This is a genomic window from Streptomyces sp. enrichment culture, from assembly GCF_964273255.1.
GTDB lineage: Bacteria > Actinomycetota > Actinomycetes > Streptomycetales > Streptomycetaceae > Streptomyces.
The window spans coordinates 5,993,376-6,018,107 of record NZ_OZ186835.1 but is presented as its reverse complement, the minus strand read 5'-3'; the positions used below and the strand labels follow the sequence as shown (position 1 = coordinate 6,018,107).

Sequence of the window (24,732 nt, the reverse complement as noted above, 5' to 3'; positions counted from 1 at the left end):
ATGTGTCCCAGTGTCCTCATGAGGAGGGGGACACCGCGTCGACGGTGTCCCCCTGCTCGCTGCTAGTCGCGGGCGGCGGTCAGGTGTTCCGCGTGTTCCTGGAGCGAGCGGACGCCCACCTCGCCCCGGTGCAGGGCGTCGATGCCCTGCACGGCGGCGGCGAGCGCCTGCACGGTGGTCAGGCAGGGCACGGAGCGGGCCACCGCCGCGGTACGGATGTCGTAGCCGTCGAGGCGGCCGCCGGTGCCGTAGGGGGTGTTGACGATGAGGTCGACCTCGCCGTCGTGGATGAGCTGCACGATGGTCTTCTCGCCGTTCGGCCCGGTGCCCTCGGACTGCTTGCGCACCACCGTGGCGTTGATGCCGTTGCGCTTGAGGACCTCGGCGGTGCCGGAGGTGGCGAGCAGCTCGAAGCCGTGGGCGACCAGCTCGCGCGCCGGGAAGATCATCGAGCGCTTGTCGCGGTTGGCGACCGAGATGAAGGCCCGGCCCTTGGTCGGCAGCGGCCCGTAGGCGCCCGCCTGCGACTTGGCGTAGGCGGTGCCGAAGAGGGAGTCGATGCCCATGACCTCGCCGGTGGAGCGCATCTCCGGGCCGAGGACGGTGTCCACGCCGCGGCCGTGGATGTCCCGGAAGCGGGTCCAGGGCAGCACGGCCTCCTTGACGGAGATCGGCGCGTCCAGCGGCAGCGCGCCGCCGTCGCCGGTGGCCGGCAGCAGGCCCTCGGCGCGCAGTTCGGCGATGGTGGCGCCCAGCGAGATCCGGGCGGCGGCCTTGGCCAGCGGCACCGCGGTGGCCTTCGAGGTGAAGGGCACGGTGCGCGAGGCGCGCGGGTTGGCCTCCAGCACGTAGAGGATGTCGCCGGAGAGGGCGAACTGGATGTTGATCAGTCCGCGCACGCCGACGCCGCGGGCGATGCCCTCGGTGGAGGCGCGCAGCCGCTTGATGTCGTGGCCGCCGAGGGTGATCGGGGGCAGGGCGCACGCCGAGTCGCCGGAGTGGATGCCGGCCTCCTCGATGTGCTCCATGACGCCGCCGAGGTAGAGCTCCTGGCCGTCGTACAGGGCGTCCACGTCGATCTCGACCGCGTCGTCGAGGAACCGGTCGACCAGCACCGGCCGGTCGGGGCTGATCTCCGTCGACTCGGCGATGTAGGACTCCAGCCGGGCCTCGTCGTAGACGATCTCCATGCCGCGTCCGCCGAGCACGTAGGACGGGCGGACCAGCACGGGGTAGCCGATCTCGTCGGCGATGGCCTTGGCCTCGGCGAAGGCGGTGGCGGTGCCGTGCTTGGGGGCGGGCAGACCGGCCTCCTTCAGGACCCGGCCGAAGGCGCCGCGGTCCTCGGCGGCGTGGATGGCCTCCGGCGGGGTGCCGACGATGGGCACGCCGTTGTCCTTGAGCGCCTGGGCGAGGCCGAGCGGGGTCTGCCCGCCGAGCTGGACGACGACGCCGGCGACCGGGCCGGCCTGCTGCTCGGCGTGGACGATCTCCAGGACGTCCTCCAGGGTGAGCGGCTCGAAGTAGAGCCGGTCGGAGGTGTCGTAGTCGGTGGAGACGGTCTCCGGGTTGCAGTTGACCATCACGGTCTCGTACCCGGCGTCGGACAGCGCGAAGGAGGCGTGGACGCAGGAGTAGTCGAACTCGATGCCCTGGCCGATGCGGTTCGGGCCGGAGCCCAGGATGATGACGGCGGGCTTCTCGCGGGGCGCGACCTCGCTCTCCTCGTCGTAGGAGGAGTAGAAGTACGGAGTCTTCGCGGCGAACTCGGCGGCGCAGGTGTCGACCGTCTTGTAGACGGGGCGGATGCCGAGGACCTGGCGGACCTCGCGGACGACGTCCTCGCGCAGCCCGCGGATCTCCGCGATCTGCTGGTCGGAGAAGCCGTGCCGCTTGGCCTCGGCGAGCAGCTCGCGGTTCAGCTCGGGGGCGGCGGCCAGCTCGTCGGCGATCTCCTTGATGAGGAAGAGCTGGTCCACGAACCAGGGGTCGATCTTCGTGGCCTCGAAGACCTCCTCGGGCGTGGCGCCCGCGCGGATGGCCCCCATGACCGCGTTGATCCGGCCGTCGGTGGGGCGGACCGCCTCGCGCAGCAGCTCGGCCTTGTCGCCGGGCTCGCCGACGAAGGTGAACTGGCTGCCCTTCTTCTCCAACGAGCGCAGCGCCTTCTGGAACGCCTCGGTGAAGTTGCGGCCGATGGCCATGGCCTCGCCGACCGACTTCATGGTGGTGGTGAGGGTGGAGTCGGCGCTGGGGAACTTCTCGAAGGCGAACCGGGGGGCCTTGACGACGACGTAGTCGAGGGTCGGCTCGAAGGAGGCCGGGGTCTCGCGCGTGATGTCGTTGGGGATCTCGTCGAGGGTGTAGCCGACGGCCAGCTTGGCGGCGATCTTGGCGATCGGGAAGCCGGTCGCCTTGGAGGCGAGCGCGGAGGAGCGGGAGACGCGGGGGTTCATCTCGATGACGATGATCCGCCCGTCCTCGGGGTTCACCGCGAACTGGATGTTGCAGCCGCCGGTGTCGACGCCGACCTCGCGGATGACCGCGATGCCGATGTCCCGCAGGGTCTGGTACTCGCGGTCGGTGAGCGTCATGGCGGGCGCGACGGTGATGGAGTCGCCGGTGTGCACGCCCATGGGGTCGAAGTTCTCGATGGAGCAGACGACCACGACGTTGTCGTGCTTGTCGCGCATCAGCTCCAGCTCGTACTCCTTCCAGCCGAGGATCGACTCCTCCAGGAGCACCTCGGTGGTCGGCGAGAGGGTGAGGCCCTGGCCGGCGATGCGGCGCAGTTCGTCCTCGTCGTGGGCGAAGCCGGAGCCGGCGCCGCCCATGGTGAAGGAGGGGCGGACCACGACCGGGTAGCCGCCGAGTTCCTCGACGCCCTTGAGGACGTCGTCCATGGAGTGGCAGATGTAGGAGCGGGCGGACTCGCCGTGGCCGATCTTGCGGCGGACGGCCTCGACGACCTCCTTGAAGCGGTCGCGGTCCTCGCCCTTGTGGATCGCCTCCACGTTGGCGCCGATCAGCTCGACGCCGTACTTCTGAAGGACGCCGTTGTCGTGCAGGGAGATGGCCGTGTTGAGGGCCGTCTGGCCGCCCAGGGTGGGCAGCAGGGCGTCCGGCCGCTCCTTGGCGATGATCTTCTCGACGAACTCGGGGGTGATCGGCTCGACGTAGGTGGCGTCGGCGATCTCCGGGTCGGTCATGATCGTCGCCGGGTTGGAGTTCACCAGGACGACCCGCAGGCCCTCGGCCTTGAGGACGCGGCACGCCTGGGTGCCGGAGTAGTCGAACTCGGCGGCCTGTCCGATGACGATCGGGCCGGAGCCGATGACCAGGACGGACCGGATATCGGAGCGCTTAGGCACGCTGGCCCTCCATCAGGGAGACGAAGCGGTCGAACAGGTACGCGGCGTCGTGCGGGCCTGCCGCCGCTTCGGGGTGGTACTGGACGCTGAAGGCCGGCCGGTCGAGCAGCCGCAGCCCCTCCACCACGTTGTCGTTGAGACACACGTGGGACACCTCGGCGCGGCCGAACGGGGTGTCGGAGACCGTGTCGAGGGGGGCGTCGACGGCGAAGCCGTGGTTGTGCGAGGTGACCTCGACCTTGCCGGTCGCGCGGTCCTGCACCGGCTGGTTGATGCCGCGGTGGCCGTACTTCAGCTTGTAGGTGTCGAAGCCGAGGGCTCGGCCGAGGATCTGGTTGCCGAAGCAGATCCCGAACAGCGGGGTGCCGCGCTCCAGCACGCCCCGCATGACGGAGACCGCGTGGTCGGCGGTGGCGGGGTCGCCGGGGCCGTTGGAGAAGAACACCCCGTCGGGTGCGACGGCGTACACGTCGTCGAGGGTGGCGGTCGGGGGCAGGATGTGCACCTCGATGCCGCGCTGGGTCATGCGCTGGGCCGTCATGCCCTTGATGCCGAGGTCGATCGCGGCGACGGTGAACTTCTTCTCGCCCTCCGCGGGGACCACGTACGGCTCGGTGGTGGCGACCTCGCCGGCCAGGTCGGCGCCCTCCATCGCGGGCACCTCCCGCACGCTCGCCAGCAGCGCCGCGTCGTCGCGCACGGCGTCGCCGCTGAAGATGCCGACGCGCATGGCGCCCCGCTCGCGCAGGTGCCGGGTGAGGGCGCGGGTGTCGATGCCGCTGATGCCGACGATGCCCTGGGCGGACAGCTCGTCGTCCAGGGTGCGGCGGGAGCGCCAGTTGGAGGGCACCCGGGCGGGGTCGCGCACGACGTAGCCGGCGACCCAGATGCGCTTCGACTCGGGGTCGTCGTCGTTGACGCCGGTGTTGCCGACGTGCGGGGCGGTCATCACGACGACCTGGCGGTGGTACGACGGGTCGGTGAGGGTTTCCTGGTAGCCGGTCATGCCGGTGGAGAACACCGCTTCGCCGAAGGTCTCCCCCACCGCCCCGTAGGCACGGCCGCGGAAGATCCGGCCGTCCTCCAGGACGAGTACGGCGGGAACCCTGGCGGTCCCCCTGGTGGAGGTTGTCATCGTGCGCCTTCCGTCGTGGAGATCATGTGGTTGAGGGCGTCGACCCACTCGGTGTGCTCGGCCGCCCGGTCGGAGCGGAACCCGGAGTCGATGACCCGTTCGCCGTGGGCCCAGGTCACCACCAGCAGGCCGCCCTCGGTGAGGACCTTGCCGGCGATGCCCTTGTCGAGGCGGGCGCCGCGCAGGGCGGCGGCGGGGACGAAGAAGTCGCCGGCCCCGGGACGGACGACGTCCAGTCCCGCCTCGGTGAGCGTGAGCTCGGCCCGGCTGCGGGTGCCCAGGCCGCGGGCCACGATGCGGTCGAGCCACTGGCCGGCGGTGGTGGAGCCGTGGTACCGGCCGCTCATCGTCAGCGTGGCGGGGCCGGGGTCGTCCGGCGCGGACGGCAGCTCGGGCAGGTCGCCCTGGAGGGTGCCGCGCCACTTCCAGCCCTCACGCATCAGCCAGTAGAGGAAGGCGACGAAGAGGGCGAGGCCGACGATCCAGCCGATGCGGGCGGCCCAGTCGGTCACTTCCGCCGATTGCTTTTCGGCGGCCAGCAGGATTACAGGTGTCACGTGAGCTTCCCGTCGACGAGCGTGGCCTTGCCCCGGAGCCAGGTGTGGGTGACACGGCCCGGCAGCTCGCGGCCCTCGTAGGGGGTGTTGCGGCTGCGCGAGGCGAAGCCCGCGGGGTCCACGGATCCACGGTATGCCGTGTCGACGAGCACGAGGTTGGCGGGCTCACCAGCCGAGACGGGGCGGCCGTGGCCGGCGGCCCGGCCGATCCGGGCGGGTGCGAAGGACATCCGGTCGGCGACGCCGGCCCAGTCCAGCAGGCCGGTGTCGACCATGGTCTCCTGCACCACCGACAGGGCGGTCTCCAGGCCGACCATGCCCATGGCGGCGGCGGCCCACTCGCAGTCCTTGTCCTCGTGCGGGTGCGGGGCGTGGTCGGTGGCGACGATGTCGATGGTGCCGTCGGCCAGCGCCTCGCGCAGGGCGAGCACGTCCCGCTCGGTGCGCAGCGGCGGGTTGACCTTGTAGACCGGGTTGTAGGTGCGCACCAGTTCGTCGGTGAGGAGCAGGTGGTGCGGGGTGACCTCGGCGGTGACGCGGATGCCGCGGGCCTTGGCCCAGCGGACGATCTCGACGGAGCCGGCGGTCGACAGGTGGCAGATGTGGACGCGGGAGCCGACGTGGTCGGCGAGCAGCACGTCCCGGGCGATGATCGACTCCTCGGCGACGGCCGGCCAGCCGCCGAGCCCGAGTTCGGCGGAGACGACGCCCTCGTTCATCTCGGCGCCCTCGGTCAGGCGCGGCTCCTGGGCGTGCTGGGCGACGACGCCGTCGAACGCCTTCACGTACTCCAGGGCCCGGCGCATGATCACGGCGTCGTGGACGCACTTGCCGTCGTCGGAGAAGACGGTGACGCCGGCCGCGGACTCGTGCATGGCGCCCAGCTCGGCCAGCTTCTGCCCCTCCAGGCCGACGGTGACGGCGCCGACCGGCCGCACGTCGCAGTAGCCGTGCTCCTTGCCGAGCCGCCAGACCTGCTCGACGACGCCGGCGGTGTCGGCGACGGGGAAGGTGTTGGCCATGGCGAACACCGCGGTGTAGCCGCCGCTCGCGGCGGCCCGGGTGCCGGTGAGGACGGTCTCGGAGTCCTCGCGGCCGGGCTCGCGCAGGTGGGTGTGCAGGTCGACGAGACCGGGCAGCAGCACCTTGCCGTCGGCCTCGACGACCTCGGCGCCCTCGGCGGACAGGCCGGTGCCGGTCTCGGCGACGGTGCCGCCGTCGATCAGGACGTCCTTGGGCGGGCCGCCGAGCACCTTCGCACCGCGGATCAGGGTCTTGCTCATGGTCTTACTTCTCCTCCGTCGCGCGGGCGTGGGTCAGGGCGGGTTCGTTGCCGCCGAGCAGCAGGTAGAGGACGGCCATCCGGATGGAGACGCCGTTGGCGACCTGCTCCACGACGGTGCAGCGGTCGGAGTCGGCGACGTCGGCGGTGATCTCCATGCCGCGGACCATCGGGCCGGGGTGCATCACGATCGCGTGGTCGGGCATCCGGCCCATCCGGTCGCCGTCGAGGCCGTAGCGCCGGGAGTACTCGCGCTCGGTCGGGAAGAACGCGGCGTTCATCCGCTCGCGCTGCACGCGCAGCAGCATCACGGCGTCGGACTTGGTGAGCGTGGAGTCGAGGTCGTAGGAGACCTGGCAGGGCCACGTCTCGACGCCGACCGGCAGCAGGGTGGGCGGGGCGACGAGGGTGACCTCGGCGCCGAGGGTGTGCAGCAGGTCGACGTTGGACCGGGCGACCCTGCTGTGCAGGATGTCGCCGACCAGGGTGATGCGGCGGCCGCCGAGGTCCTTGCCCAGTCCGGCGTCCCGGCCGACCAGGCGGCGGCGCATGGTGAAGGCGTCCAGCAGGGCCTGGGTGGGGTGCTGGTGGGTGCCGTCCCCGGCGTTGACGACGGTGGCGTCGATCCAGCCGGAGGTGGCCAGCCGGTAGGGGGCGCCGGAGGCGCTGTGCCGGATGACGACCGCGTCGACGCCCATGGCCTCCAGGGTCTGGGCGGTGTCCTTCAGGGACTCGCCCTTGGAGACGCTGGAGCCCTTGGCGGTGAAGTTGATGACGTCCGCGGACAGCCGCTTCTCGGCTGCCTCGAAGGAGATCCGGGTGCGGGTGGAGTCCTCGAAGAAGAGGTTGACGACGGTGCGTCCGCGCAGGGTGGGCAGTTTCTTGATCGGCCGGTCGGCGACCCGGGCCATCTCCTCGGCGGTGTCGAGGATCAGGACGGCGTCGTCGCGGGAGAGGTCGGCGGCCGAGATGAGATGACGCTGCATCTGTCAGGCTCCGTGGGAGGGTTCAGCGGAAGAAGCGGGGGAAACCGGGCGATCCGGGCAGCCGGGGGCAGGGCAGGGCGTCGCCTGCCGGGCACGGCCGCCGACGGGGGTGCGCAGCGCTACTGGGTGGTCTGCTTCGCGCCGAGCAGCACGGTGTCGCGACCGTCCTCCTCGGCGACCAGGACCTTGACCGTCTCCCGCAGCGACGTGGGGAGGTTCTTGCCGACGTAGTCGGCGCGGATGGGCAGCTCGCGGTGGCCGCGGTCGACGAGCACGGCGAGCTGCACCGCGCGCGGGCGCCCGATGTCGTTCAGCGCGTCGAGGGCGGCGCGGATGGTCCGGCCGGAGAAGAGCACGTCGTCGACGAGGACGACCAGGCGGCCGTCGATGCCGTCACCGGGGATCTCGGTGCGGGCCAGGGCACGCGGGGGGTGCATGCGCAGGTCGTCGCGGTACATGGTGATGTCGAGCGAGCCGACCGGGACCTTGCGCTCGGTGATCTGCTCCAGCTTGGCGGCCAGCCGCTGGGCGAGGAAGACACCCCGCGTCGGGATGCCGAGGAGCACCACGTCGTCGGCGCCCTTGGCGCGCTCGACGATCTCGTGGGCGATGCGGGTCAGGACCCGCGCGATGTCGGGGCCTTCGAGAACCGGCCGCGCACCGGGGGGCGCGTCCTGCTGTTCGTCCATGGGAAACGGACCTCCTTCTCCGCCTCACGGGACGGACCTTAAAGGACGTCGGATGTGCGGCCCTACGCTATCAGGTGCCGACCACGTGCCGACACGCGGCCCGGTCACCGCCCGATCACCCCCGAGCCGTCCCTGAATCACCCGTTCGGAGCAACCGGCGGCGAGTAGCACGGAAGAGTCGGTGTGGACCATTCGGCTTGACGGGCGAGAGTAACGCTGCGTAACCTCACAGTGAGTTACCAGCCGCGCGGCCCGGAATCCAGACCGACCGCGTAGACACAGTGCCGGGGAGCTATATGTCCAGCGAATACGCCAAACAGCTCGGGGCCAAGCTCCGGGCGATCCGCACCCAGCAGGGCCTTTCCCTCCACGGTGTCGAGGAGAAGTCCCAGGGACGCTGGAAGGCGGTCGTGGTCGGGTCCTACGAGCGCGGTGACCGCGCCGTGACCGTGCAGCGCCTCGCGGAGCTGGCGGACTTCTACGGCGTGCCGGTGCAGGAGCTGCTGCCGGGTACGACCCCCGGCGGTGCCGCCGAGCCGCCGCCCAAGCTGGTCCTGGACCTGGAGCGGCTGGCCACGGTGCCGGCCGAGAAGGCGGGTCCCCTGCAGCGCTACGCGGCGACGATCCAGTCGCAACGCGGCGACTACAACGGCAAGGTGCTCTCGATCCGCCAGGACGACCTGCGCACCCTCGCCGTCATCTACGACCAGTCGCCGTCGGTCCTCACCGAGCAGCTGATCAGCTGGGGCGTGCTGGACGCGGACGCGCGGCGCGCGGTCGCCGTGCACGAGGAGAGCTGACCGCGCCGCGTCGCGCGGAGAGCAGAAACGTACCGCCGGGGCGGCCGGAACCCTGTGAGAGGGTTCCGGCCGCCCCGGCAATTTTTCGTGACGGGGTGCGGCCCCGGGGGCCCGCGGCGGGCGCGGGGGGGGGCCGGAAGCGCCCCGGCCCAGGGTGTCGCCCCGGCCCCGGCCCCGGCCACACCCTGGGCCCTCGCAGGGCTCGGCCGGACGGGTACCCGGCGGCGGCCGGCCGCCCCCGCTCCCGGCGTGCGAACGGCCCGCGGCGCCTTTGGGGGCCGCGGGCCGTCGGTGGCTGAGCGGGCGGTGCCCGGCGTCGGGTGCGGAACGCGCTCCGGCTGCCGGTACCCCTCTAGTCGCGGCGCAGCGAGGGCTTGAGCTCCTTGAGCCGGCCGAGCAGGCCGTTGATGAACGACGGCGACTCGTCGGTGGAGAACTCCTTGGCCAGCTGCACCATCTCGTCCAGCACGACCGCGTCCGGCGTCCCGTCGACCCAGAGCAGCTCGTAGGCGCCCAGGCGGAGGATGCTGCGGTCGACGACGGGCATGCGGTCGAGCGTCCAGCCGACCGAGTACTGGGCGATCAGCTCGTCGATGCGCTGCGCGTGCTCCGCGTAGCCCTCGACCAGCTGCATCGTGTACTCGCTCACCGGCGGCTGCCGGGTGTCGGTCCGGGAGTGCCGGATCCAGTCCGCGAGGACCGTCAGGACGTCGGCACCGCGCTGGTCGCCCTCGAAGATGATCTGGAAGGCGCGCTTGCGGGCCGTGTTGCGGGCAGCCACGGTTAGCCGTTCACCCGGCCGAGGTAGTCGCTGGTGCGGGTGTCGACCTTGATCTTCTCGCCGGTGACGATGAAGAGCGGGACCTGGATCTGGTGGCCGGTCTCCAGCGTGGCGGGCTTGGTGCCGCCGGTGGAGCGGTCGCCCTGCACGCCGGGCTCGGTCTCCTGGACGGTCAGCTCGACGGCGGCCGGCAGCTCGACCGAGAGCACCTCGCCCTCGTGGGTGGCCACGGTGGCCTCGAAGCCCTCGACGAGGAAGTGGGCGGCGTCGCCGACGACCTTGCGGTCGATGTGCAGCTGGTCGTAGGTCTCCATGTCCATGAAGACGAAGTAGTCGCCGTCCATGTAGGAGAACTGCATGTCGCGCTTGTCGACGGTGGCCGTTTCGACCTTGACGCCGGCGTTGAAGGTCTTGTCGACGGTCTTGCCGGACAGCACGTTCTTCAGCTTGGTGCGCACGAAGGCCGGGCCCTTGCCGGGCTTGACGTGCTGGAACTCGACGACGGACCAGAGCTGGCCGCCTTCCAGCTTGAGCACCATGCCGTTCTTGAGGTCGTTCGTGGAAGCCACGTTGCGGAATCTCCTGGACTGACGTGAGACGACCCGGGGCAGGCACTCGGCGCGGCTACAGCGCGAGCAGCCCCTTGGTCGTGATGGTGAGTAGCTCGGGTCCGCCGTCCGCCTCGGGGCGCACGACGAGCGTGTCATCGATCCGGACACCGCCCCGGCCCGGGAGGTGGACCCCCGGTTCGACGGTGACCGGCACGCAAGCGTCCAGTTTACCCATGGCCGCGGGGCCCAACTGAGGGTCCTCGTCGATTTCCAGTCCGACACCGTGACCGGTGAGCTCCGGAAGGGCCTCCGCGTACCCGGCGGAGTCCAGGACCTGGCGTGCCGCGTGGTCCACGTCGCGGCAGGCGGCACCGGGCACGAGGGACTCCCGGCCCGCCCGCTGGGCTGCGAACACGAGGTCGTACAGCTCGATCTGCCAGGCCGCCGGGGCGGTGCCGATGACGAACGTACGGCCGATCTCGCAGCGGTAGCCGCGGTAGGCGGCGCCGAGGCAGACGGAGAGGAAGTCGCCCTCCTCCACCCGGCGGTCGGTGGGCCGGTGCCCGCGTCGGCCGGCATGGGGGCCGGTGGCGACGGAGGTGGGGAAGGCCGGGCCGTCCGCCCCGTGGTCGACGAGGCGGCGCTCCAGCTCCAGGGCGAGGTGCCGTTCGGTGCGGCCGACGAGGATGGACTCCAGCAGTTCGCCGAGCGCCTGGTCGGTGATCTCGGCGCCGATGCGCAGGCAGGAGATCTCCTCCTCGTCCTTGATCACGCGCAGCTGCTCGACGGCACCCCCGACGTCGGCCAGGCGCAGGCCGGGTGCGACGGAGCCGAGGGCGCGGTGGCGGGCGACGGTGAGGTGGTGTTCCTCGACGGCGAGGGCGTCGGCGCCCTGGCCGGCGGCGAGCTCGGTGGCGGCGACCGCGGGGTCGGCCGCGCCGCCGGGCACGACGTGCCGGCGCAGTGCCTCGTCCGGCCGGGCCTGCGGGAACCGGTCCTCGGGCGGGCCGGCGCAGACCAGCAGGTCTTCGGCCGGGCCGAGCAGGAGGACCGCGCCCTCGGGCGCGGCACCCGCGAGGTAGCGCACATTGGCGGGCCGGGAGACGAGCGCCGCCGCGCTGCCCCCCGCGTTGCAGCATTCCCTGAGCCGCGCCCGGCGGGCCGCGTACACCTCTGACATGACCCGAGCCTATGAGCGCGGGCCGGATGCCGCCGGTCGGGAGGGGCCGAGCGGGGGCCGTCCCGGCATGGCTCCAGGTGGGGCGGCCGGGGCGGCCGACCGAGCGGGTGACGGGCGGTCCCCCGGGCGCTCGCCAGCCCGCCGGCCCGGGTCACCAGGCCGGCGGGCTGGCGAGCGAGCGGGCGAGGACCTCGTCCAGGAGCTTGGCGGTCTCCGGGATGCCGAGCTGGGAGTTGTCGATGATGGGCAATCCGGAGCCGTACCAGCCGGCCATGCGGCCGTGGATGCGGGCGACCTCCTCGTCGCTCAGGCGCCGGTTGCCGCTGCGTTCGGCGTTGCGCTCCAGCACGATGTCCAGGCCGGGCAGCAGGACGACGGGCAGCAGTCCGGGTCCCACGTGCCGCTTCCAGCCGCCGAGGCCCACCACGGGGCGGTCGGGGAAGACGGCGTCGTCGAGGATGCAGGAGATCCCGTTGGCCAGGAAGTTGCGCGCGGCGAAGCCGCAGGTGCGGCGGGCCAGGCGGTACTGGGCCTCGGAGTTGTCGTTCCACCCGGTCTGGGGGTCGGCGAACCCGGAGCGGACCCATTCCCGTACGTCGTCGAGGCTGATGTGGGCGGTCGGCACCCGGCGGTGGTCCGCCCAGTACTTGGCCACGCTGGTCTTGCCGGCTCCCGCGGGGCCTATGAGGAGCACCGCGATGGCCGTCGCCGAGGGATCGGCGGGCGCCGCGGCGGTCTGCGGCGGGGCGGGGACGGCGACCGGGGCGCCGGGCGGCAGCGGCACGTGGCCCGTGGTGTCCGGCGGCGGCGCGGCGGAGGCGTGCCGGGGGCCGGGGGCGGGCTGGGGGGCCGGGGCGTGCGGGGCCGGTCCCGGCGGGGGCACGGGGTAGCCCGGCGGCGGGGGCGGCGCGGGGGCGCGCGGGGGGCCCTGGGGCGCTCCCGGGTGGGGCCCGGGGTGGTGTGCGGCCGGTGACCAGCCTCCGGCCGGTCCGTGCCCCTGCTGATGGGGCGGCGGCAGCGGAGAACCCACTGCGTGCTGCATCCGGTGCCACTCCGTCTCGTACAGGCGATGGGCGCTGACAGCAGGGGGTACCCCGCTGGCCCACAGACTAAAGGCATGGGCACCGCCGTTCGAACAGGACCGCCCCCAGCCGTTGTTGTGGCAACGGCCGGGGGCGATCCGGAGTGCCCGGTTCCGGGGGAGATGTTCCCGCGCGGGATGGTCCGGCGGCCCGGCGGCGGCCCGCCGGGGCTCCCTCGGGCCCGCCGTCCGTGCGTGCGGCGGGACGGCCGGGCCGCGGGTGCTACTCCCCCACCTCGCCGTAGGCGGCGAGCAGGACGGCCGGGTCGGGCCCCTCCAGGACGGTGGGCTTGGCGAGGCCGTCGAGGACGACGAAGCGCAGCAGGTCGCCGCGGGACTTCTTGTCGACCTTCATGGTCTCCAGCAGCCGGGGCCACTGGTCGTGACGGTAGTGCAGCGGCAGTCCGACGGACTGCAGGACCGTGCGGTGACGGTCGGCGGTGGCGTCGTCCAGGCGGCCTGCGAGGCGGCCGAGTTCGGCGGCGAAGTGCATGCCGACCGAGACCGCGGCGCCGTGGCGCCACTTGTAGCGCTCGTTCTTCTCGATGGCGTGGCCGAGCGTGTGGCCGTAGTTGAGGATCTCCCGGCGGCCGGACTCCTTGAGGTCCTCGGAGACGACGTCGGCCTTGACGCGGATGGACCGCTCGATGAGCTCGGCGGTGTGCGGGCCGGCGGGGGTGCGGGCGGCCTGCGGGTCGGCCTCGATGAGGTCCAGGATCACCGGGTCGGCGATGAAGCCGGCCTTGATGACCTCGGCCAGACCGGAGACGTAGTCGTTGACGGAGAGGGAGTCCAGGGCGGCGAGGTCGCACAGCACGCCGGCGGGCGGGTGGAAGGCGCCCACGAGGTTCTTGCCCTCGGCGGTGTTGATGCCGGTCTTCCCGCCGACGGCGGCGTCGACCATGGCGAGCACGGTGGTGGGGACGGCGATCCAGCGCACCCCCCGCAGCCAGGTCGCGGCGACGAACCCGGCCAGGTCGGTGGTGGCCCCGCCGCCCACGCCGACGATGACGTCGGTGCGGGTGAACCCGGACTGGCCCAGCGCCTTCCAGCAGTAGGCGGCCACCTCGGCGGTCTTGGCCTCCTCGGCGTTGGGCACCTGGATCGCGATCGCCTCGTAGCCCTGCTCCGCCAGGTCGGCGCGGAGCGCCTCCCCGGTCTCGGCGAGCGCCTCGGGGTGCAGCACGGCGACCCGCTTGGCCCGGTCGCCGACCAGCCCGGCGAGTTCGCCGAGGAGCTGCCGGCCCACCAGGACGTCGTAGGGTTCGGTTCCCGCGGTGCCGCCGATGGCGATGCGGGTCACGGCCTCGCTGCTCATGCTTGCTTCAACTCCAGTGCGTCCAGGGCGGCTTCGGTGACCTCTTCGGGCGTGCGGCCGTCGGTCGGGACGACGGCCGTGGCGACCTCCTCGTACAGGTGCCGCCGGGCCTGCATCAGCTCGCGCCACTGCTTGCGCGGGTTGACCGCGAGCAGCGGGCGGGCGGTGTTCAGGCCGGTGCGCCGGACCGCCTCCTCGACGTCCATCGAGAGGTAGACGACCCGCTGCGCGGCGAGCAGGGCGCGGGTGCCGGCGTCGAGGACGGCGCCGCCGCCGAGCGACAGCACGCCGTCGTGGTCCTCCAGGGCCGCCCGCACGGCGTCCTTCTCCAGGGCGCGGAAGGCGTCCTCGCCCTCCTCGACGAAGATGTCGGCGATGCTGCGGCCCTGCGCGGCGACGATGTCGTCGTCGGTGTCGCGGTGTCCCACGCCGAGACGGTCGGCCAGCAGCCGGCCCACGGTGGACTTGCCCACCCCCATCGGGCCGACCAGGACGAGGAGCGGGCTCACCGGACGGCCAGCGCGTCGAGGTAGGAGCGCACGTTGCGGCGGGTCTCGGTGACACTGTCACCGCCGAACTTCTCCGCGACCGCGTCGGCCAGCACCAGCGCCACCATGGCCTCGGCCACGATCCCGGCGGCCGGCACCGCGCACACGTCGGAACGCTGGTGGTGGGCGGCCGCCGCCTCGCCGGTGGCCACGTCCACCGTGCGCAGCGCCCGGGGCACGGTCGCGATCGGCTTCATCGCGGCGCGCACCCGCAGCAGCTCGCCGGTGCTCAGCCCGCCCTCGGTGCCGCCGGACCGGCCGGTGGCGCGCCGGATGCCGTCGTCGGTGGCGAGGATCTCGTCGTGCGCCTTCGAGCCGGGCACCCGGGCCAGGTCGAAGCCGTCGCCGACCTCCACGCCCTTGATGGCCTGGATGCCCATCAGGGCCGCGGCCAGCCGGGCGTCCAGACGCCGGTCCCAGTGCACGTGCGAGCCCAGCCCCACCGGCACCCCGTAGGCCAGGACCTCCACCACACCGCCGAGGGTGTCGCCGTCCTTGTGGGCCTGGTCGATCTCCGCGACCATCGCCTTGGAGGCGTCCGCGTCCAGGCAGCGCACCGGGTCCGCGTCCAGCCGCTCGACGTCCTCGGGCTTCGGGTACACCCCGTACGGGGCCTTCGCCGCCGCCAGCTCCACCACGTGCGAGACGATCTCGATCCCGGCCGTCTCCTTCAGGTACGACCGGGCCACCGCGCCCAGCGCCACCCGCGCCGCCGTCTCACGGGCCGAGGCCCGCTCCAGCACCGGACGCGCCTCGTCGAACCCGTACTTCTGCATGCCCGCCAGGTCGGCGTGACCGGGGCGGGGGCGGGTCAGCGGGGCGTTGCGGGCGAGGCCGGCCAGCACCTCCGGGTCCACCGGATCGGCCGCCATGACCTGCTCCCACTTCGGCCACTCGGTGTTGCCCACCATGATCGCGACCGGGGACCCCAGCGTCAGGCCGTGCCGCACACCGCCGAGGAAGGTGATCTCGTCGCGCTCGAACTTCATCCGGGCACCACGGCCGTAGCCCAGCCGCCGCCGCGCCAGGTGGTCCGCCACCATCTCCGTGGTGATCGGCACGCCGGCGGGCAGGCCCTCCAGCGTCGCGACGAGTGCGGGACCGTGGGACTCCCCCGCGGTCAGCCAGCGCAACCTGCTCAACGGTGTGCTCCTCCGTGCTCGCGCCCCGGTACTGCCCTGCGCACACGCGTGGTCGCGTGCGGCTGCGGCGGGGACGGGGTGCGCGGGCCCCGGTCCGCCATGTCCGATCCTCCCACGTCCGGGCGCCGGTCCCGGTCGTCGGTCCATCAGTCGGACGTGCGGCCGGACGCGGGGCCGGAACGCGCGGGAAGGGCACGGGTGCTGGGGCCGTACGGCCCCGGGGACCGCACCGGCGCGCGGCGGAGACCGTACGGGCGCCGGGGCGGGGCGGGCGTCAGCGGGCGGCGAGGGCCCGCTCACCCGCCGCGCGCATGGCGCCCAGCGGGGCCGGGGCACGCCCGGTCATCTGCTCGACCTGGAGCACCGCCTGGTGCACCAGCAGGTCGAGTCCGCCGACCACGGCGCCGCCGTACGCCGACCAGCGGGCGGCGAGGACGGTGGGCCAGGGGTCGTAGAGGACGTCGAAGAGGGCCGCCGGGCGTTCCGGAACGGCCGCCGCCAGCGGGTCGGTGACGCCGGCCGGGGTCGTGGTGACCACCAGCGGGGCGTGCAGGGCTTCCCGGGCGTCGTCCCAGGCGGCGATGCGGACGGTGACCTCCAGCCGCTCGGCCCACTCGCGCATCTCGGCGGCGCGGGCCTCACTGCGGACGTAGACCGCCACCTCACCGGTGCAGACCCGGGACAGCGCGGCCAGGGCGGAGGAGGCGGTGGCCCCGGCGCCGAGGATCGCCGCGGTGTCGACCTTCTCGATGCCGTGCTCGCGCAGCGCGGCGACCATGCCCGGGATGTCGGTGTTGTCCCCGGTGCGGCGGCCGTCCTCGGCGAACACGACGGTGTTGACCGCGTCGACGGAGGCGGCGGTGGCACTGATGTCGTCCAGCAACGGGATCACCGCCCGCTTCAGCGGCATGGTCAGTGACAGCCCCGCCCACTCACGGCCGAGCGTCTCGAAGAATCCCGGCAGCGCCTTCTCGTCGACCTCGAAGCGGTCGTACCGCCAGCCCTCCAGCCCCAGCTCCGCGTACGCGGCACGGTGCAGCACCGGGGAGAGCGAGTGGGCGATCGGGGAACCGAGCACGGCGGCCCGGCGCGGTGCGGTCATCAGTTCTTCCTCGAGGCGTTCCACTGGTCGACCAGTCTCTGGTGCTCGGCGTTGGTCTTGGTGAACTGGCTGGTCTTGCCGTCCATCGAGATGAAGTAGAACCAGCCGTCGTCGGTGGGCTTGAGGGCGCCCTTGACCGCGTCCTCGCCCGGGTTGCCGATGGGCCCGGGCGGCAGGCCCTTGTGGAAGTAGGTGTTGTAGGGGTTGTCGTAGTTGCGGAGTTCCTTGAGCGAGAGGTCGATCTTGCTCTGGTTCTTGACGTAGTTGTACGTCGAGTCGAACTCCAGCATCCCGTTGGTCTCGGTGTTGCCGGGTTCCAGCCGGTTGTAGATGACCTCGGCCATCTTGCGGAAGTCGCTGTGGCTGGTGCCCTCCGCCTGGACCAGGCTGGCGACCGTGATGAGCTGCCAGGGGTTCTCCAGCCCGAGGCTCTCGGCCTTCTTCTCGACGCCCAGCTTCTCGTAGGTCCTGGTGGCCTGCTCGACCATCCGCTTGAGGACGTCCTCGGGCTTCTGGTCCTCGGTCACGCCGTAGCTGGACGGGAAGAGGAAGCCCTCGAGCGGGTCCTTGACGTTCTCGTGGCCCTGCGCCCACTCCGGCAGACCCAGCTTCTCCCAGTCCTCCTTGGCGACCTTGGCGGTGGTGCCCTTCTCGACCTCCAGGCGCTGGTCGATGAGCTCGTAGATCTTGGCGTTGCGCCAGCCCTCGGCGATGACCAGGTTGTTGCGGCTCTTGGGGCTGAGCATCAGGGCGACGGCACTCTCGGCCGACATCTCCTTCTCCAGGGTGTACACGCCGTCCTGGATCGACTTGCCCTCCGGATTGCCCGCCTGGGCGGCGACGAAGGCGTCGACGCTGGCGACCACGCCGGCGTCCTTGAGCAGCTGGCCGATGCGGTTGCCGAACGCGCCCTTGGGGATCGACACGGTGACCTGCTGGCCGTTGCCGTCACCCGCGAAGTCCTCGGCACCGCCGAAACGATCCTGGTAGAACTGCCAGCCGACATAGCTCACCCCGGCCAGACCGCCGCCGAGGACCAGGGCCACCACGAGGCAGGCGCAGCCGGCGCGTTTCTTCTTCTCCTTGCCGCCCCGGCCCCGTCGCTCGTCGCGTCCCCGGCCGTCGTCGGCGTCGTCGGCGTCGCCGTCGTCGTCATCGCCGGCGAAGAAGGCGTGCTCGCCCCGGTCCGGTCCCGGGTCCCAGTCGGTGCGGCCCTCCGCTTCCGGTTCCGCTTCTGCTTCCGCTTCCGGTTCCGGTTCGGGCCCGGGTCCGGGACGGGCGCCCCGGCGGCCGGGGGGTTCGGGCGGCGGGTAGGCCTCGGAGGTGCCGTAGTAGTCGGCCTGCTGGGCCGCGTAGGCCCCGGCCTGCTGCCCGTAGGGGTCGGGGCCGACGGCGTACGGGTCCTGCGGGTGGGCGGCGGCCGGCCAACTGCCGCTGTCGTACGGCTGTTGGTGCTGGTGAGGTTGCTGGTGCTGCTGCTGTTGCTGCTGGGCGGCGTAGGGAGGGCCGTAGGGGTCGTGCTGCGGCTGCTGTCCGCCGTACTGCTGCTGCTCGTAGGGCCGGCCGTACGCGTCGTACTGGGGGTGACGGCCGTAGCCGGTCCGGTCTCCCGCGCCCCACTCGCCGTACTGCTGCTGCGTCTGCGGCTGCTGCGGGTACTGCTGCCGGCCGTCGTAGGACTGCGGGCCCTCCGGGGCCTGCCGGCCTGCCCATCCGCCGTCCCCGTACAACGGGTCGTCCGGATGCCACGGTTCGGAGCCCCGGCCCCGGCCATACTCAGTCATCGATCCCCTAGAGCCGCGAGGTGGCGGTCGCGCGGCTCTGGTTCCGGCGTCCGCCCCGCCTCTTTCTGTGCGGCGGCTGTTCGAACACCGCCGCATCGCGCGGAACGTTACCGTATCGCGATCAGATGACCACTTCGACGCCCTCACCGGGTGGTGTACCTGACACCCGTTCGGATTCGAGGGCCTGCTGGAGGATGATCACAGCGGCCGCCTGATCGATGACGGAACGTCCCTTCCTGGACTTCACGCCCGACGCCCGCAGCCCTTGACTCGCCGTCACGGTCGTCATGCGCTCGTCGAGGAGCCTCACCGGAATCGGGGCGATCATGCCCGCCAGTTCCCGGGCGAAGCCCCGGACCTTGGCCGCCGCCGGGCCCTCGCCCCCCTTGAGGGAGCGGGGCAGTCCGACGACGACCTCGATCGGCTCGTACTCCTCGGCCAGCTGCTTCAGCCGCCGGTGGGCGGCCGGCACGTCCCGGCCGGGGACGGTCTCCACGGGCGTGGCGAGGATCCCGTCGGGGTCGCACGAGGCGACCCCGATCCGGGCGTCCCCGACGTCGATCGCGAGCCGGCGTCCTCTGCGCATCGTCGGCCGTCCTACGCGGCCGTGTCGGCGACGAGCCGCTCGACGGCCTCGACGGCCTCGCCGACGGCGGCCGGGTTCTGACCGCCGCCCTGGGCCACGTCGGGCTTGCCGCCACCGCCGCCGCCGAGGGTCTTGGCGGCCGTGCGGACCAGCTCGCCGGCCTTGAGGCCGCGCTCGCGGGCGGCCTCGTTGGTGGCGATCACCGTCAGCGGCCGGCCGTTGTTCACCGTGAAGAGGGCCACGACGGCGGCCCGGCCGCCCTGGATCCGGCCGCGCACGTCGAGGACCAGCTTGCGCAGGTCGTCGGCGGTCGTGCCGTCCGGCACCCGGCCGGTGACCACAGCGACCCCGCGGACGTCCTTGGCGCCCTCGGCCAGCCCGGCGGCGGCCTGGAGCACCTTCTCGGCGCGGAACTTCTCGATCTCCTTCTCGGCGTCCTTCAGCTTGCCGAGCATGGCGGAGACCTTCTCCGGCAGCTCCTCCGGGCGGCCCTTCAGCAGCTCGGTGAGCTGGTTGACCACGGTGTGCTCGCGGGCCAGGAAGGTGTAGGCGTCGACCCCGACCAGGGCCTCGATGCGGCGCACGCCGGACCCGATGGAGGACTCACCGAGCAGCTTCACCAGACCCAGCTGGGCGGTGTTGTGCACGTGGGTGCCGCCGCACAGCTCCTTGGAGAAGTCGCCGATGGTGACCACGCGGACCCGGTCGCCGTACTTCTCGCCGAACTCGGCGATGGCGCCCTGCTTCTTGGCCTCGTCGATGCCCATGATGTCCGCGCGCACATCGAGGTCGCGGGCGAGCACCTCGTTGATCTTCTGCTCGACGTCCAGCATCACCGTCTGCGGCACGGCGGACGGCGAGCCGAAGTCGAAGCGGAAGCGGCCCGGCTGGTTCTCCGAACCGGCCTGGGCGGCCGTCGGGCCGAGCGCGTCGCGCAGCGCCTGGTGGGTGAGGTGGGTGGCCGAGTGGGCGCGGGCGATGGCCTTGCGGCGGCGGTCGTCGATGGAGGCGTGGGCCCGGGAGCCGACGGTGACCTCGCCGACCTGGACGACGCCCTTGTGGACGTGGACGCCCGGGACCGGCGTCTGGCAGTCGCGGACCTCGACGACGGCGCCGGAGTCGGTGCGGATCCGGCCGGTGTCACCGATCTGACCGCCGCCCTCGGCGTAGAACGGGGTGCGGTCGAGGACGATCTCGACCTCGTCGCCCTCGGTGGCGGCCGGCGAGGAGACGCCGTCGACGAGGATGCCGACGACCGTGGACTCGCCCTCGGTGTCGGTGTAGCCGATGAAGTCGGTGGTCCCGGCGCGGTCGGCGATCTCGCGGTAGGCGCCGAGGTCGGCGTGGCCGGTCTTCTTGGCCTTGGCGTCGGCCTTGGCGCGCTCCCGCTGCTCCTTCATCAGGCGGCGGAAGCCGTCCTCGTCCACGGACAGGCCCTGCTCGGCGGCCATCTCCAGGGTCAGGTCGATGGGAAAGCCCCAGGTGTCGTGCAGCAGGAAGGCCTTGTCGCCGGGCAGCACGGTGGAACCGGCGGCCTTGGTCTCGCTGACGGCCGTGTCCAGGATGTTGGTGCCGGCCTTCAGCGTCTTGAGGAAGGCGTTCTCCTCGGCGAGGGCGACCTTCTCGATGCGCTCGCGGTCGGTGATCAGCTCGGGGTACTGCTGTCCCATCATGTCGATGACGACGTCGACCAGGTCCTTGACGACCGGGCCGGTGGCGCCGAGCAGCCGCATGTTGCGGATGGCGCGGCGCATGATGCGGCGCAGCACGTAGCCGCGGCCCTCGTTGCCCGGGGTGACGCCGTCGCCGATGAGCATGACCGAGGTGCGCATGTGGTCGGTGACCACGCGCAGCGACACGTCGGAGTGCTGGGCGTCGCCGTAGCGGACGCCGGTCAGCTCGGTGGCCTTGTCGATGACGGCCATGGAGGTGTCGATCTCGTACATGTTCTGCACACCCTGCAGAATCATGGCGAGGCGTTCCAGGCCGAGGCCGGTGTCGATGTTCTTGCTGGGCAGCTCGCCGAGGATCGGGTAGTCCTTGCCGGACCCCTCGCCCCGCTCGTACTGCATGAAGACGAGGTTCCAGATCTCCACGTACCGCTCGTCGTTGACGGCGGGGCCGCCCTCGGGGCCGAACTCGGGGCCGCGGTCGTAGTTGATCTCGGAGCACGGCCCGCAGGGGCCGGGGACGCCCATGTCCCAGTAGTTGTCCTTCTTGCCCAGGCGCTGGATCCGCTCGGCGGGCACGCCGACGACGTCGCGCCACAGGCGCTCGGCCTCGTCGTCCTCCTCGTAGACGGTGATCCACAGGCGCTCCGGGTCGAGGCCGTAACCGCCCTTGTCCTGGGGGCTGGTGAGCAGTTCCCAGGCCAGCTCGACGGCGCCCTGCTTGAAGTAGTCGCCGAAGGAGAAGTTGCCGCACATCTGGAAGAACGTGCCGTGCCGGGTGGTCTTGCCGACCTCTTCGATGTCCGGGGTGCGCACGCACTTCTGCACGCTGGTGGCGCGGGCGTAGGGCGGCTTGACCTCGCCCAGGAAGTAGGGCTTGAACGGGACCATGCCGGCCGGGACGAGCAGCAGAGTCGGGTCGTCCGCGATGAGCGACGCCGAAGGGACGACGGTGTGCCCGCGCTCCTCGAAGAAGCTCAGCCAGCGGCGGCGGATCTCGGCCGACTCCATCAGTGGTCCTCATTCCGGTTGTACGGGTACGTCGTGTACGTCTGGTGCGTCGGCCGGATCGCCGAACCCTCGACGTACGGGGCGGTGTTGCGGTTCTCGATGGCGGTGTGGCGCCGGGGCGGGGGCAGTTCGCGGTCCACGGGGGCGGAGAGGCCGAGGGCGTCGCCCAGTTCGGCCTCCCGCCGGGCCATGTTGTCGCGGACCTCGACGGCGAAGTCGGCGGCCCTCTCGCGCAGCCGGCCGCCCGCCTCCAGCGCCTTGTTCGCCACGGTGACGGCGAGGTGCTCGGGCGTGAGCTGCCGGAGTTTGCGGTTGACCTTGGTGGTGGCCCACACGCCGGCGGCGACGCCGGTGCTGAACCAGAAGGTACGGCGGAACATCGCTGGGTCAGTCCCTCTTTCCGCGGGTGCGCTTGGCCCGTCGCGCACCGGGGACGGTGCGGCCGACGATCACGGTGCGCCGCGACGCCCGGGCCGGTGCGTCCTCCTCCTTGCGGCCGCCGATGGCACGGCGCACGCCGTAGCCGAAGGCGGCGACCTTCACCAGGGGGCCGCCGAAGGTGGAGGCGACGGTGGTGGACAGGGCGGAGGCGTTGGAGGTGACCTCCTGGACGTCGGAGGCGATCGCGTCGACCCGCTCGATCTGGGTCTGCGCGGAGCGCACCGCCGCGGAGGCGTCGGCGAGCAGCGGAACGGCCTGGTCGGTCACGTCCGCGACCAGCTTGGTGGTCGCCCTGAGCGTCTGGGCCAGCCTCGCGAGAGCCACCGCGAGGAAGGAGACCAGAATCGCCCAGAACACGGCCACCAGAATGCCGGCCACCTCTCCACCGGACACTGTGCACCCGCTCCCTGTTACCTGCCTGGACATCGCGAAAGTCGTGGCACCGAGCCTATCGCGCCGGTGGTGGGACTCCGTACCGCATTACCGTGCGGCGGTGCGGGAATCGCGGGAAGCGATTGTACGGGGCGAATACGGGCCAGTACGCTCCGTGTTCCATGCAGTCGATTCGGTGTTCCGGCACCCCGGTCAACGGCAATCTCCCCCTGGAACCGGACGTCTTCGTCGGGCGCTCGGCAGAACTCGCCTCCCTCTCCCGGGCTCTCGGGGCGTCGCGTCTGGTGACGGTGACCGGGCCGGGCGGGATCGGCAAGTCCCGGCTGGCCGTCCGGGCCGCCGCGCTCGGGGCGCCCCGGGACGGGGTGTGGCGGGTGGAGCTGGCCGACCTCACCGATCCGGAGTGCGTCGACCACGTGGCGGTGGCGGCCCTGGGCATCACCGACCACACGCGTCGCCCGCCGCGCGAGGTGCTGGCCGGCCATCTCGCGGGCCGTCGCCTGCTGCTGGTCCTGGACGGCTTCGAGCACCTGGTGGACGCCTGCGCCGAGCTGGTGTCCGCCCTGCTCGCCCGGGCGCCGGGGCTGCGGGTGCTGGCGGTGGGGCGTCGGCCGCTGGCGGTGGCCGGGGAGCGGGTGTTCCCGCTGGCACCGATGGCCGAGGACGAGGCGGTGCGGCTGCTGGCCGAGCGGGCGGAGCGGCAGGGGGCGCCGGTCGGGGACGAGGCGGTGGCGCGGGAGCTGTGCCGGCGGCTGGAGGGGTTCCCGCTGGCGGTGGAACTGGCCGCTGGGCGGCTGGGCACGCTGTCGGCCGGGCAGTTGCTGGAGCGGCTCGACGACCGGTTCCGGCTGCTGAGCGGGGGGAACCGGGACGCCCTTGCCCGGCACCGGGCGCTGCGCACCGCGATCGGGTGGAGTCACGAACTGTGCACGCCCCGGGAGCGGTTGCTGTGGGCGCGGCTGTCGGTGTTCGCGGGCGGCTTCGACCTGGAGGCGGCCGAGTACGTGTGCGGCGGGGACGGTCTGCCCGCGCAGGACGTGCTGGACGTGCTCTCGGCCCTGCTCGCCCAGTCGGTGGTGGGCCGCGAGGAGACGCCCGCCGGGGTGCGCTACCGGATGCTGGACACCCTGCGGGAGTACGGCGCCGAGTGGCTGGCCGGGACGGGGGACGAGGAGCGGCTGCGCAGACGGCACCGGGACTGGTACGTGGGTCTGGCCACCTGGTGGGAGCTGGACTGGTTCTCCCCGCGCCAGGCGGAGATCGCCGCCCGGGCGGAGGCGGAGCTGCCCAATCTGCGCGGCGCGCTGGAGCTGGCGCTCACCGATCCGGACGAGGCGCACCTGGGCCAGCACCTCGCGGGTTCGCTGTGGTTCTACTGGGTCGGCTGCGGACGGCTCGCGGAGGGGCGGCACTGGCTGGAGCAGGCCGCCCGCGTCGACTCCGGTCACGAGCCGCCGCGGCTGAAGGCCCTGTGGGTGCTCGGTCACGTGGCGATCCTCCAGGGCGACACCGGGCCGGCGCTGGCCGCGCTGCAGGAGTGCGGCCGGGAGGCGGAGCGGACCGCGAGCCCTCTCGCGGCGGCCTACGCGGAGCACCGGACCGGGTGCGTGGCACTGGTGACCGACGACCTGTCCCGGGCGGAACGGCTGCTGGGTTCGGCGCTGGAACGGTACGGGGAGGCCGGGGAGCTCAACAGCAACGTGCTCATGGGCCAGGTGGAACTGGCCATGGCCCGGGCGTTCCAGGGGCACCTGCCGGAGGCGGTGCGCCGGTGCGAGGAGGTCCGGCGGGTGTGCGACGACCACGGCGAGCGGTGGGCCCGGGGGTACGCCCTCTACGTCCTGGCGTACGCGGCCTGGCGGGACGGTGACCGGGCGTCGGCCCGCGCGCTGCTCGGGGACTGCCTGGCCGGGGCGCACGGCTTCCGTGACCTGCTCGGGTCGGTGCTGGCGCTGGAGCTGCTGGCGCTGGTGACGGTGTCCGAGGGGGACGCCGCCGAGGCGGCGGTGCTCCAGGGGGCGGCGGGCGCGATGTGGCGCCCGGTGGGGCTGCGGCTGTTCGGCTCGGCCCACTACGGGGCGCCGCGGGTGATGTGCGAGGCGCGGGCCCGGCGGGAGCTCGGCGACGCGGTGTACGAGGAGTGCGTGCGCCGGGGGGCGCTGCTGGACCGGGACGCCGCGGTGTCCCGGGCGCTCGGCCGGCCGGGGACCCCGCGGGCCGCGGGGGCGGCGCACCGGGCCGTGCCGCCCGCGCGGTCGGCCTCCGGACCGCACGAACCCGCCGCCTCGCCCGCCCGTGGGGGCGGGGAGACGGCGGGCTGAGGT

Annotated in this window: 21 protein-coding genes; 2 read left to right on the top strand and 19 right to left on the bottom strand. The window is 72.6% G+C overall.

Annotation, left to right across the window (positions count from 1 at the left end; genetic code table 11):
- Positions 1–62: 62 nt before the first annotated feature.
- The 6 genes from carB to pyrR all read right to left on the bottom strand — a co-directional run bounded on the left by carB (position 63) and on the right by pyrR (position 8,020).
- On the bottom strand, positions 63–3,371 hold the full coding sequence (gene carB, locus ACSU53_RS26270; RefSeq protein ID WP_437031604.1) for a carbamoyl-phosphate synthase large subunit: 3,309 nt from the start codon (positions 3,369–3,371) through the stop codon (positions 63–65).
- The gene (carA, locus tag ACSU53_RS26265; RefSeq protein ID WP_437031602.1) at positions 3,364–4,506 is read right to left on the bottom strand and encodes a glutamine-hydrolyzing carbamoyl-phosphate synthase small subunit; all 1,143 of its coding nucleotides are present in this window, start codon (positions 4,504–4,506) and stop codon (positions 3,364–3,366) included. Before carA ends, carB begins: the two co-directional genes overlap by 8 nt.
- Positions 4,503–5,063, bottom strand: coding sequence for a hypothetical protein (locus ACSU53_RS26260; RefSeq protein ID WP_437031600.1), 561 nt, complete (start codon positions 5,061–5,063; stop codon positions 4,503–4,505). Before ACSU53_RS26260 ends, carA begins: the two co-directional genes overlap by 4 nt.
- Positions 5,060–6,346 (bottom strand): dihydroorotase, encoded by a 1,287-nt coding sequence (locus ACSU53_RS26255; RefSeq protein ID WP_437031598.1) that lies wholly within the window; start codon positions 6,344–6,346, stop codon positions 5,060–5,062. The genes ACSU53_RS26260 and ACSU53_RS26255 overlap by 4 nt, the downstream gene beginning before the upstream one ends.
- Before the next feature lie 4 nt (positions 6,347–6,350).
- On the bottom strand, positions 6,351–7,331 hold the full coding sequence (locus ACSU53_RS26250; RefSeq protein ID WP_437031596.1) for an aspartate carbamoyltransferase catalytic subunit: 981 nt from the start codon (positions 7,329–7,331) through the stop codon (positions 6,351–6,353).
- A gap of 119 nt (positions 7,332–7,450) precedes the next feature.
- The gene (gene pyrR, locus ACSU53_RS26245; protein WP_437031594.1) at positions 7,451–8,020 is read right to left on the bottom strand and encodes a bifunctional pyr operon transcriptional regulator/uracil phosphoribosyltransferase PyrR; all 570 of its coding nucleotides are present in this window, start codon (positions 8,018–8,020) and stop codon (positions 7,451–7,453) included.
- A 296-nt stretch (positions 8,021–8,316) separates the two neighbouring features.
- On the opposite strand from pyrR, the gene bldD reads away from it, so the two are divergent.
- Positions 8,317–8,820 carry a transcriptional regulator BldD gene (bldD, locus tag ACSU53_RS26240; protein WP_437031592.1) on the top strand — a complete coding sequence of 168 codons (504 nt, stop codon included), beginning with the start codon at positions 8,317–8,319 and terminating at the stop codon, positions 8,818–8,820.
- A gap of 352 nt (positions 8,821–9,172) precedes the next feature.
- On the opposite strand, the gene nusB is transcribed toward bldD, so the two are convergent.
- The 13 genes from nusB to ACSU53_RS26175 form a co-directional block, all read right to left on the bottom strand.
- A complete protein-coding gene (gene nusB / locus ACSU53_RS26235) occupies positions 9,173–9,601 on the bottom strand; it encodes a transcription antitermination factor NusB (protein WP_437031590.1) in 429 nt (142 codons plus the stop codon).
- A gap of 2 nt (positions 9,602–9,603) precedes the next feature.
- A complete protein-coding gene (efp, locus tag ACSU53_RS26230) occupies positions 9,604–10,170 on the bottom strand; it encodes an elongation factor P (RefSeq protein ID WP_437031588.1) in 567 nt (188 codons plus the stop codon).
- A 55-nt stretch (positions 10,171–10,225) separates the two neighbouring features.
- Positions 10,226–11,332, bottom strand: a complete 1,107-nt coding sequence (locus ACSU53_RS26225; RefSeq protein ID WP_437031585.1) for an aminopeptidase P family protein — start codon at positions 11,330–11,332, stop codon at positions 10,226–10,228.
- A gap of 151 nt (positions 11,333–11,483) precedes the next feature.
- The gene (locus ACSU53_RS26220) at positions 11,484–12,374 is read right to left on the bottom strand and encodes a Pro-rich N-terminal domain-containing protein (RefSeq protein ID WP_437031583.1); all 891 of its coding nucleotides are present in this window, start codon (positions 12,372–12,374) and stop codon (positions 11,484–11,486) included.
- 262 nt (positions 12,375–12,636) lie between these two features.
- A complete protein-coding gene (gene aroB, locus ACSU53_RS26215; protein WP_437031581.1) occupies positions 12,637–13,731 on the bottom strand; it encodes a 3-dehydroquinate synthase in 1,095 nt (364 codons plus the stop codon).
- Positions 13,728–14,210: a shikimate kinase gene (locus ACSU53_RS26210; RefSeq protein ID WP_437033414.1), complete on the bottom strand. Its 483-nt coding sequence runs from the start codon at positions 14,208–14,210 to the stop codon at positions 13,728–13,730. The genes aroB and ACSU53_RS26210 overlap by 4 nt, the downstream gene beginning before the upstream one ends.
- A 26-nt stretch (positions 14,211–14,236) precedes the next feature.
- Complete coding sequence (gene aroC, locus ACSU53_RS26205; protein ID WP_437031579.1) at positions 14,237–15,421, bottom strand: chorismate synthase; 1,185 nt, start codon at positions 15,419–15,421, stop codon at positions 14,237–14,239.
- Between the two features lie 274 nt (positions 15,422–15,695).
- Positions 15,696–16,523, bottom strand: coding sequence for a shikimate dehydrogenase (locus ACSU53_RS26200; RefSeq protein WP_437031577.1), 828 nt, complete (start codon positions 16,521–16,523; stop codon positions 15,696–15,698).
- Entirely contained in the window at positions 16,523–18,307 is a 1,785-nt protein-coding gene (gene mltG / locus ACSU53_RS26195) for an endolytic transglycosylase MltG (protein WP_437031576.1), read from the bottom strand. The genes ACSU53_RS26200 and mltG overlap by 1 nt, the downstream gene beginning before the upstream one ends.
- Positions 18,308–18,428: 121 nt before the next feature.
- Positions 18,429–18,893 carry a Holliday junction resolvase RuvX gene (ruvX, locus tag ACSU53_RS26190; RefSeq protein WP_437031573.1) on the bottom strand — a complete coding sequence of 155 codons (465 nt, stop codon included), beginning with the start codon at positions 18,891–18,893 and terminating at the stop codon, positions 18,429–18,431.
- A gap of 11 nt (positions 18,894–18,904) precedes the next feature.
- Positions 18,905–21,574 (bottom strand): alanine--tRNA ligase, encoded by a 2,670-nt coding sequence (alaS, locus tag ACSU53_RS26185; RefSeq protein WP_437031571.1) that lies wholly within the window; start codon positions 21,572–21,574, stop codon positions 18,905–18,907.
- Positions 21,574–21,954, bottom strand: a complete 381-nt coding sequence (locus ACSU53_RS26180; protein ID WP_437031569.1) for a hypothetical protein — start codon at positions 21,952–21,954, stop codon at positions 21,574–21,576. Before ACSU53_RS26180 ends, alaS begins: the two co-directional genes overlap by 1 nt.
- 7 nt (positions 21,955–21,961) lie before the next feature.
- Positions 21,962–22,408, bottom strand: coding sequence for a DUF948 domain-containing protein (locus tag ACSU53_RS26175; protein WP_437031567.1), 447 nt, complete (start codon positions 22,406–22,408; stop codon positions 21,962–21,964).
- A 161-nt stretch (positions 22,409–22,569) separates the two neighbouring features.
- On the opposite strand from ACSU53_RS26175, the gene ACSU53_RS26170 reads away from it, so the two are divergent.
- On the top strand, positions 22,570–24,729 hold the full coding sequence (locus ACSU53_RS26170; RefSeq protein WP_437031565.1) for an ATP-binding protein: 2,160 nt from the start codon (positions 22,570–22,572) through the stop codon (positions 24,727–24,729).
- Positions 24,730–24,732 lie beyond the last annotated feature (3 nt).

What these genes read in the sequence shown, in the direction of transcription:
- ACSU53_RS26210 (WP_437033414.1), bottom strand. Translation starts at nt 14,210, where the DNA reads ATGGGGGTGGGCAAGTCCACCGTGGGCCGGCTGCTGGCCGACCGTCTC.
- ACSU53_RS26170 (WP_437031565.1), top strand. Translation starts at nt 22,570, where the DNA reads ATGCAGTCGATTCGGTGTTCCGGCACCCCGGTCAACGGCAATCTCCCC.
- mltG (WP_437031576.1), bottom strand. Translation starts at nt 18,307, where the DNA reads ATGACTGAGTATGGCCGGGGCCGGGGCTCCGAACCGTGGCATCCGGAC.
- ACSU53_RS26220 (WP_437031583.1), bottom strand. Translation starts at nt 12,374, where the DNA reads ATGCAGCACGCAGTGGGTTCTCCGCTGCCGCCGCCCCATCAGCAGGGG.
- pyrR (WP_437031594.1), bottom strand. Translation starts at nt 8,020, where the DNA reads ATGGACGAACAGCAGGACGCGCCCCCCGGTGCGCGGCCGGTTCTCGAA.
- aroB (WP_437031581.1), bottom strand. Translation starts at nt 13,731, where the DNA reads ATGAGCAGCGAGGCCGTGACCCGCATCGCCATCGGCGGCACCGCGGGA.
- ACSU53_RS26250 (WP_437031596.1), bottom strand. Translation starts at nt 7,331, where the DNA reads ATGCAGCGTCATCTCATCTCGGCCGCCGACCTCTCCCGCGACGACGCC.
- ACSU53_RS26200 (WP_437031577.1), bottom strand. Translation starts at nt 16,523, where the DNA reads ATGACCGCACCGCGCCGGGCCGCCGTGCTCGGTTCCCCGATCGCCCAC.
- ruvX (WP_437031573.1), bottom strand. Translation starts at nt 18,893, where the DNA reads ATGCGCAGAGGACGCCGGCTCGCGATCGACGTCGGGGACGCCCGGATC.
- alaS (WP_437031571.1), bottom strand. Translation starts at nt 21,574, where the DNA reads ATGGAGTCGGCCGAGATCCGCCGCCGCTGGCTGAGCTTCTTCGAGGAG.
- ACSU53_RS26255 (WP_437031598.1), bottom strand. Translation starts at nt 6,346, where the DNA reads ATGAGCAAGACCCTGATCCGCGGTGCGAAGGTGCTCGGCGGCCCGCCC.
- bldD (WP_437031592.1), top strand. Translation starts at nt 8,317, where the DNA reads ATGTCCAGCGAATACGCCAAACAGCTCGGGGCCAAGCTCCGGGCGATC.
- ACSU53_RS26225 (WP_437031585.1), bottom strand. Translation starts at nt 11,332, where the DNA reads ATGTCAGAGGTGTACGCGGCCCGCCGGGCGCGGCTCAGGGAATGCTGC.
- ACSU53_RS26180 (WP_437031569.1), bottom strand. Translation starts at nt 21,954, where the DNA reads ATGTTCCGCCGTACCTTCTGGTTCAGCACCGGCGTCGCCGCCGGCGTG.
- carA (WP_437031602.1), bottom strand. Translation starts at nt 4,506, where the DNA reads ATGACAACCTCCACCAGGGGGACCGCCAGGGTTCCCGCCGTACTCGTC.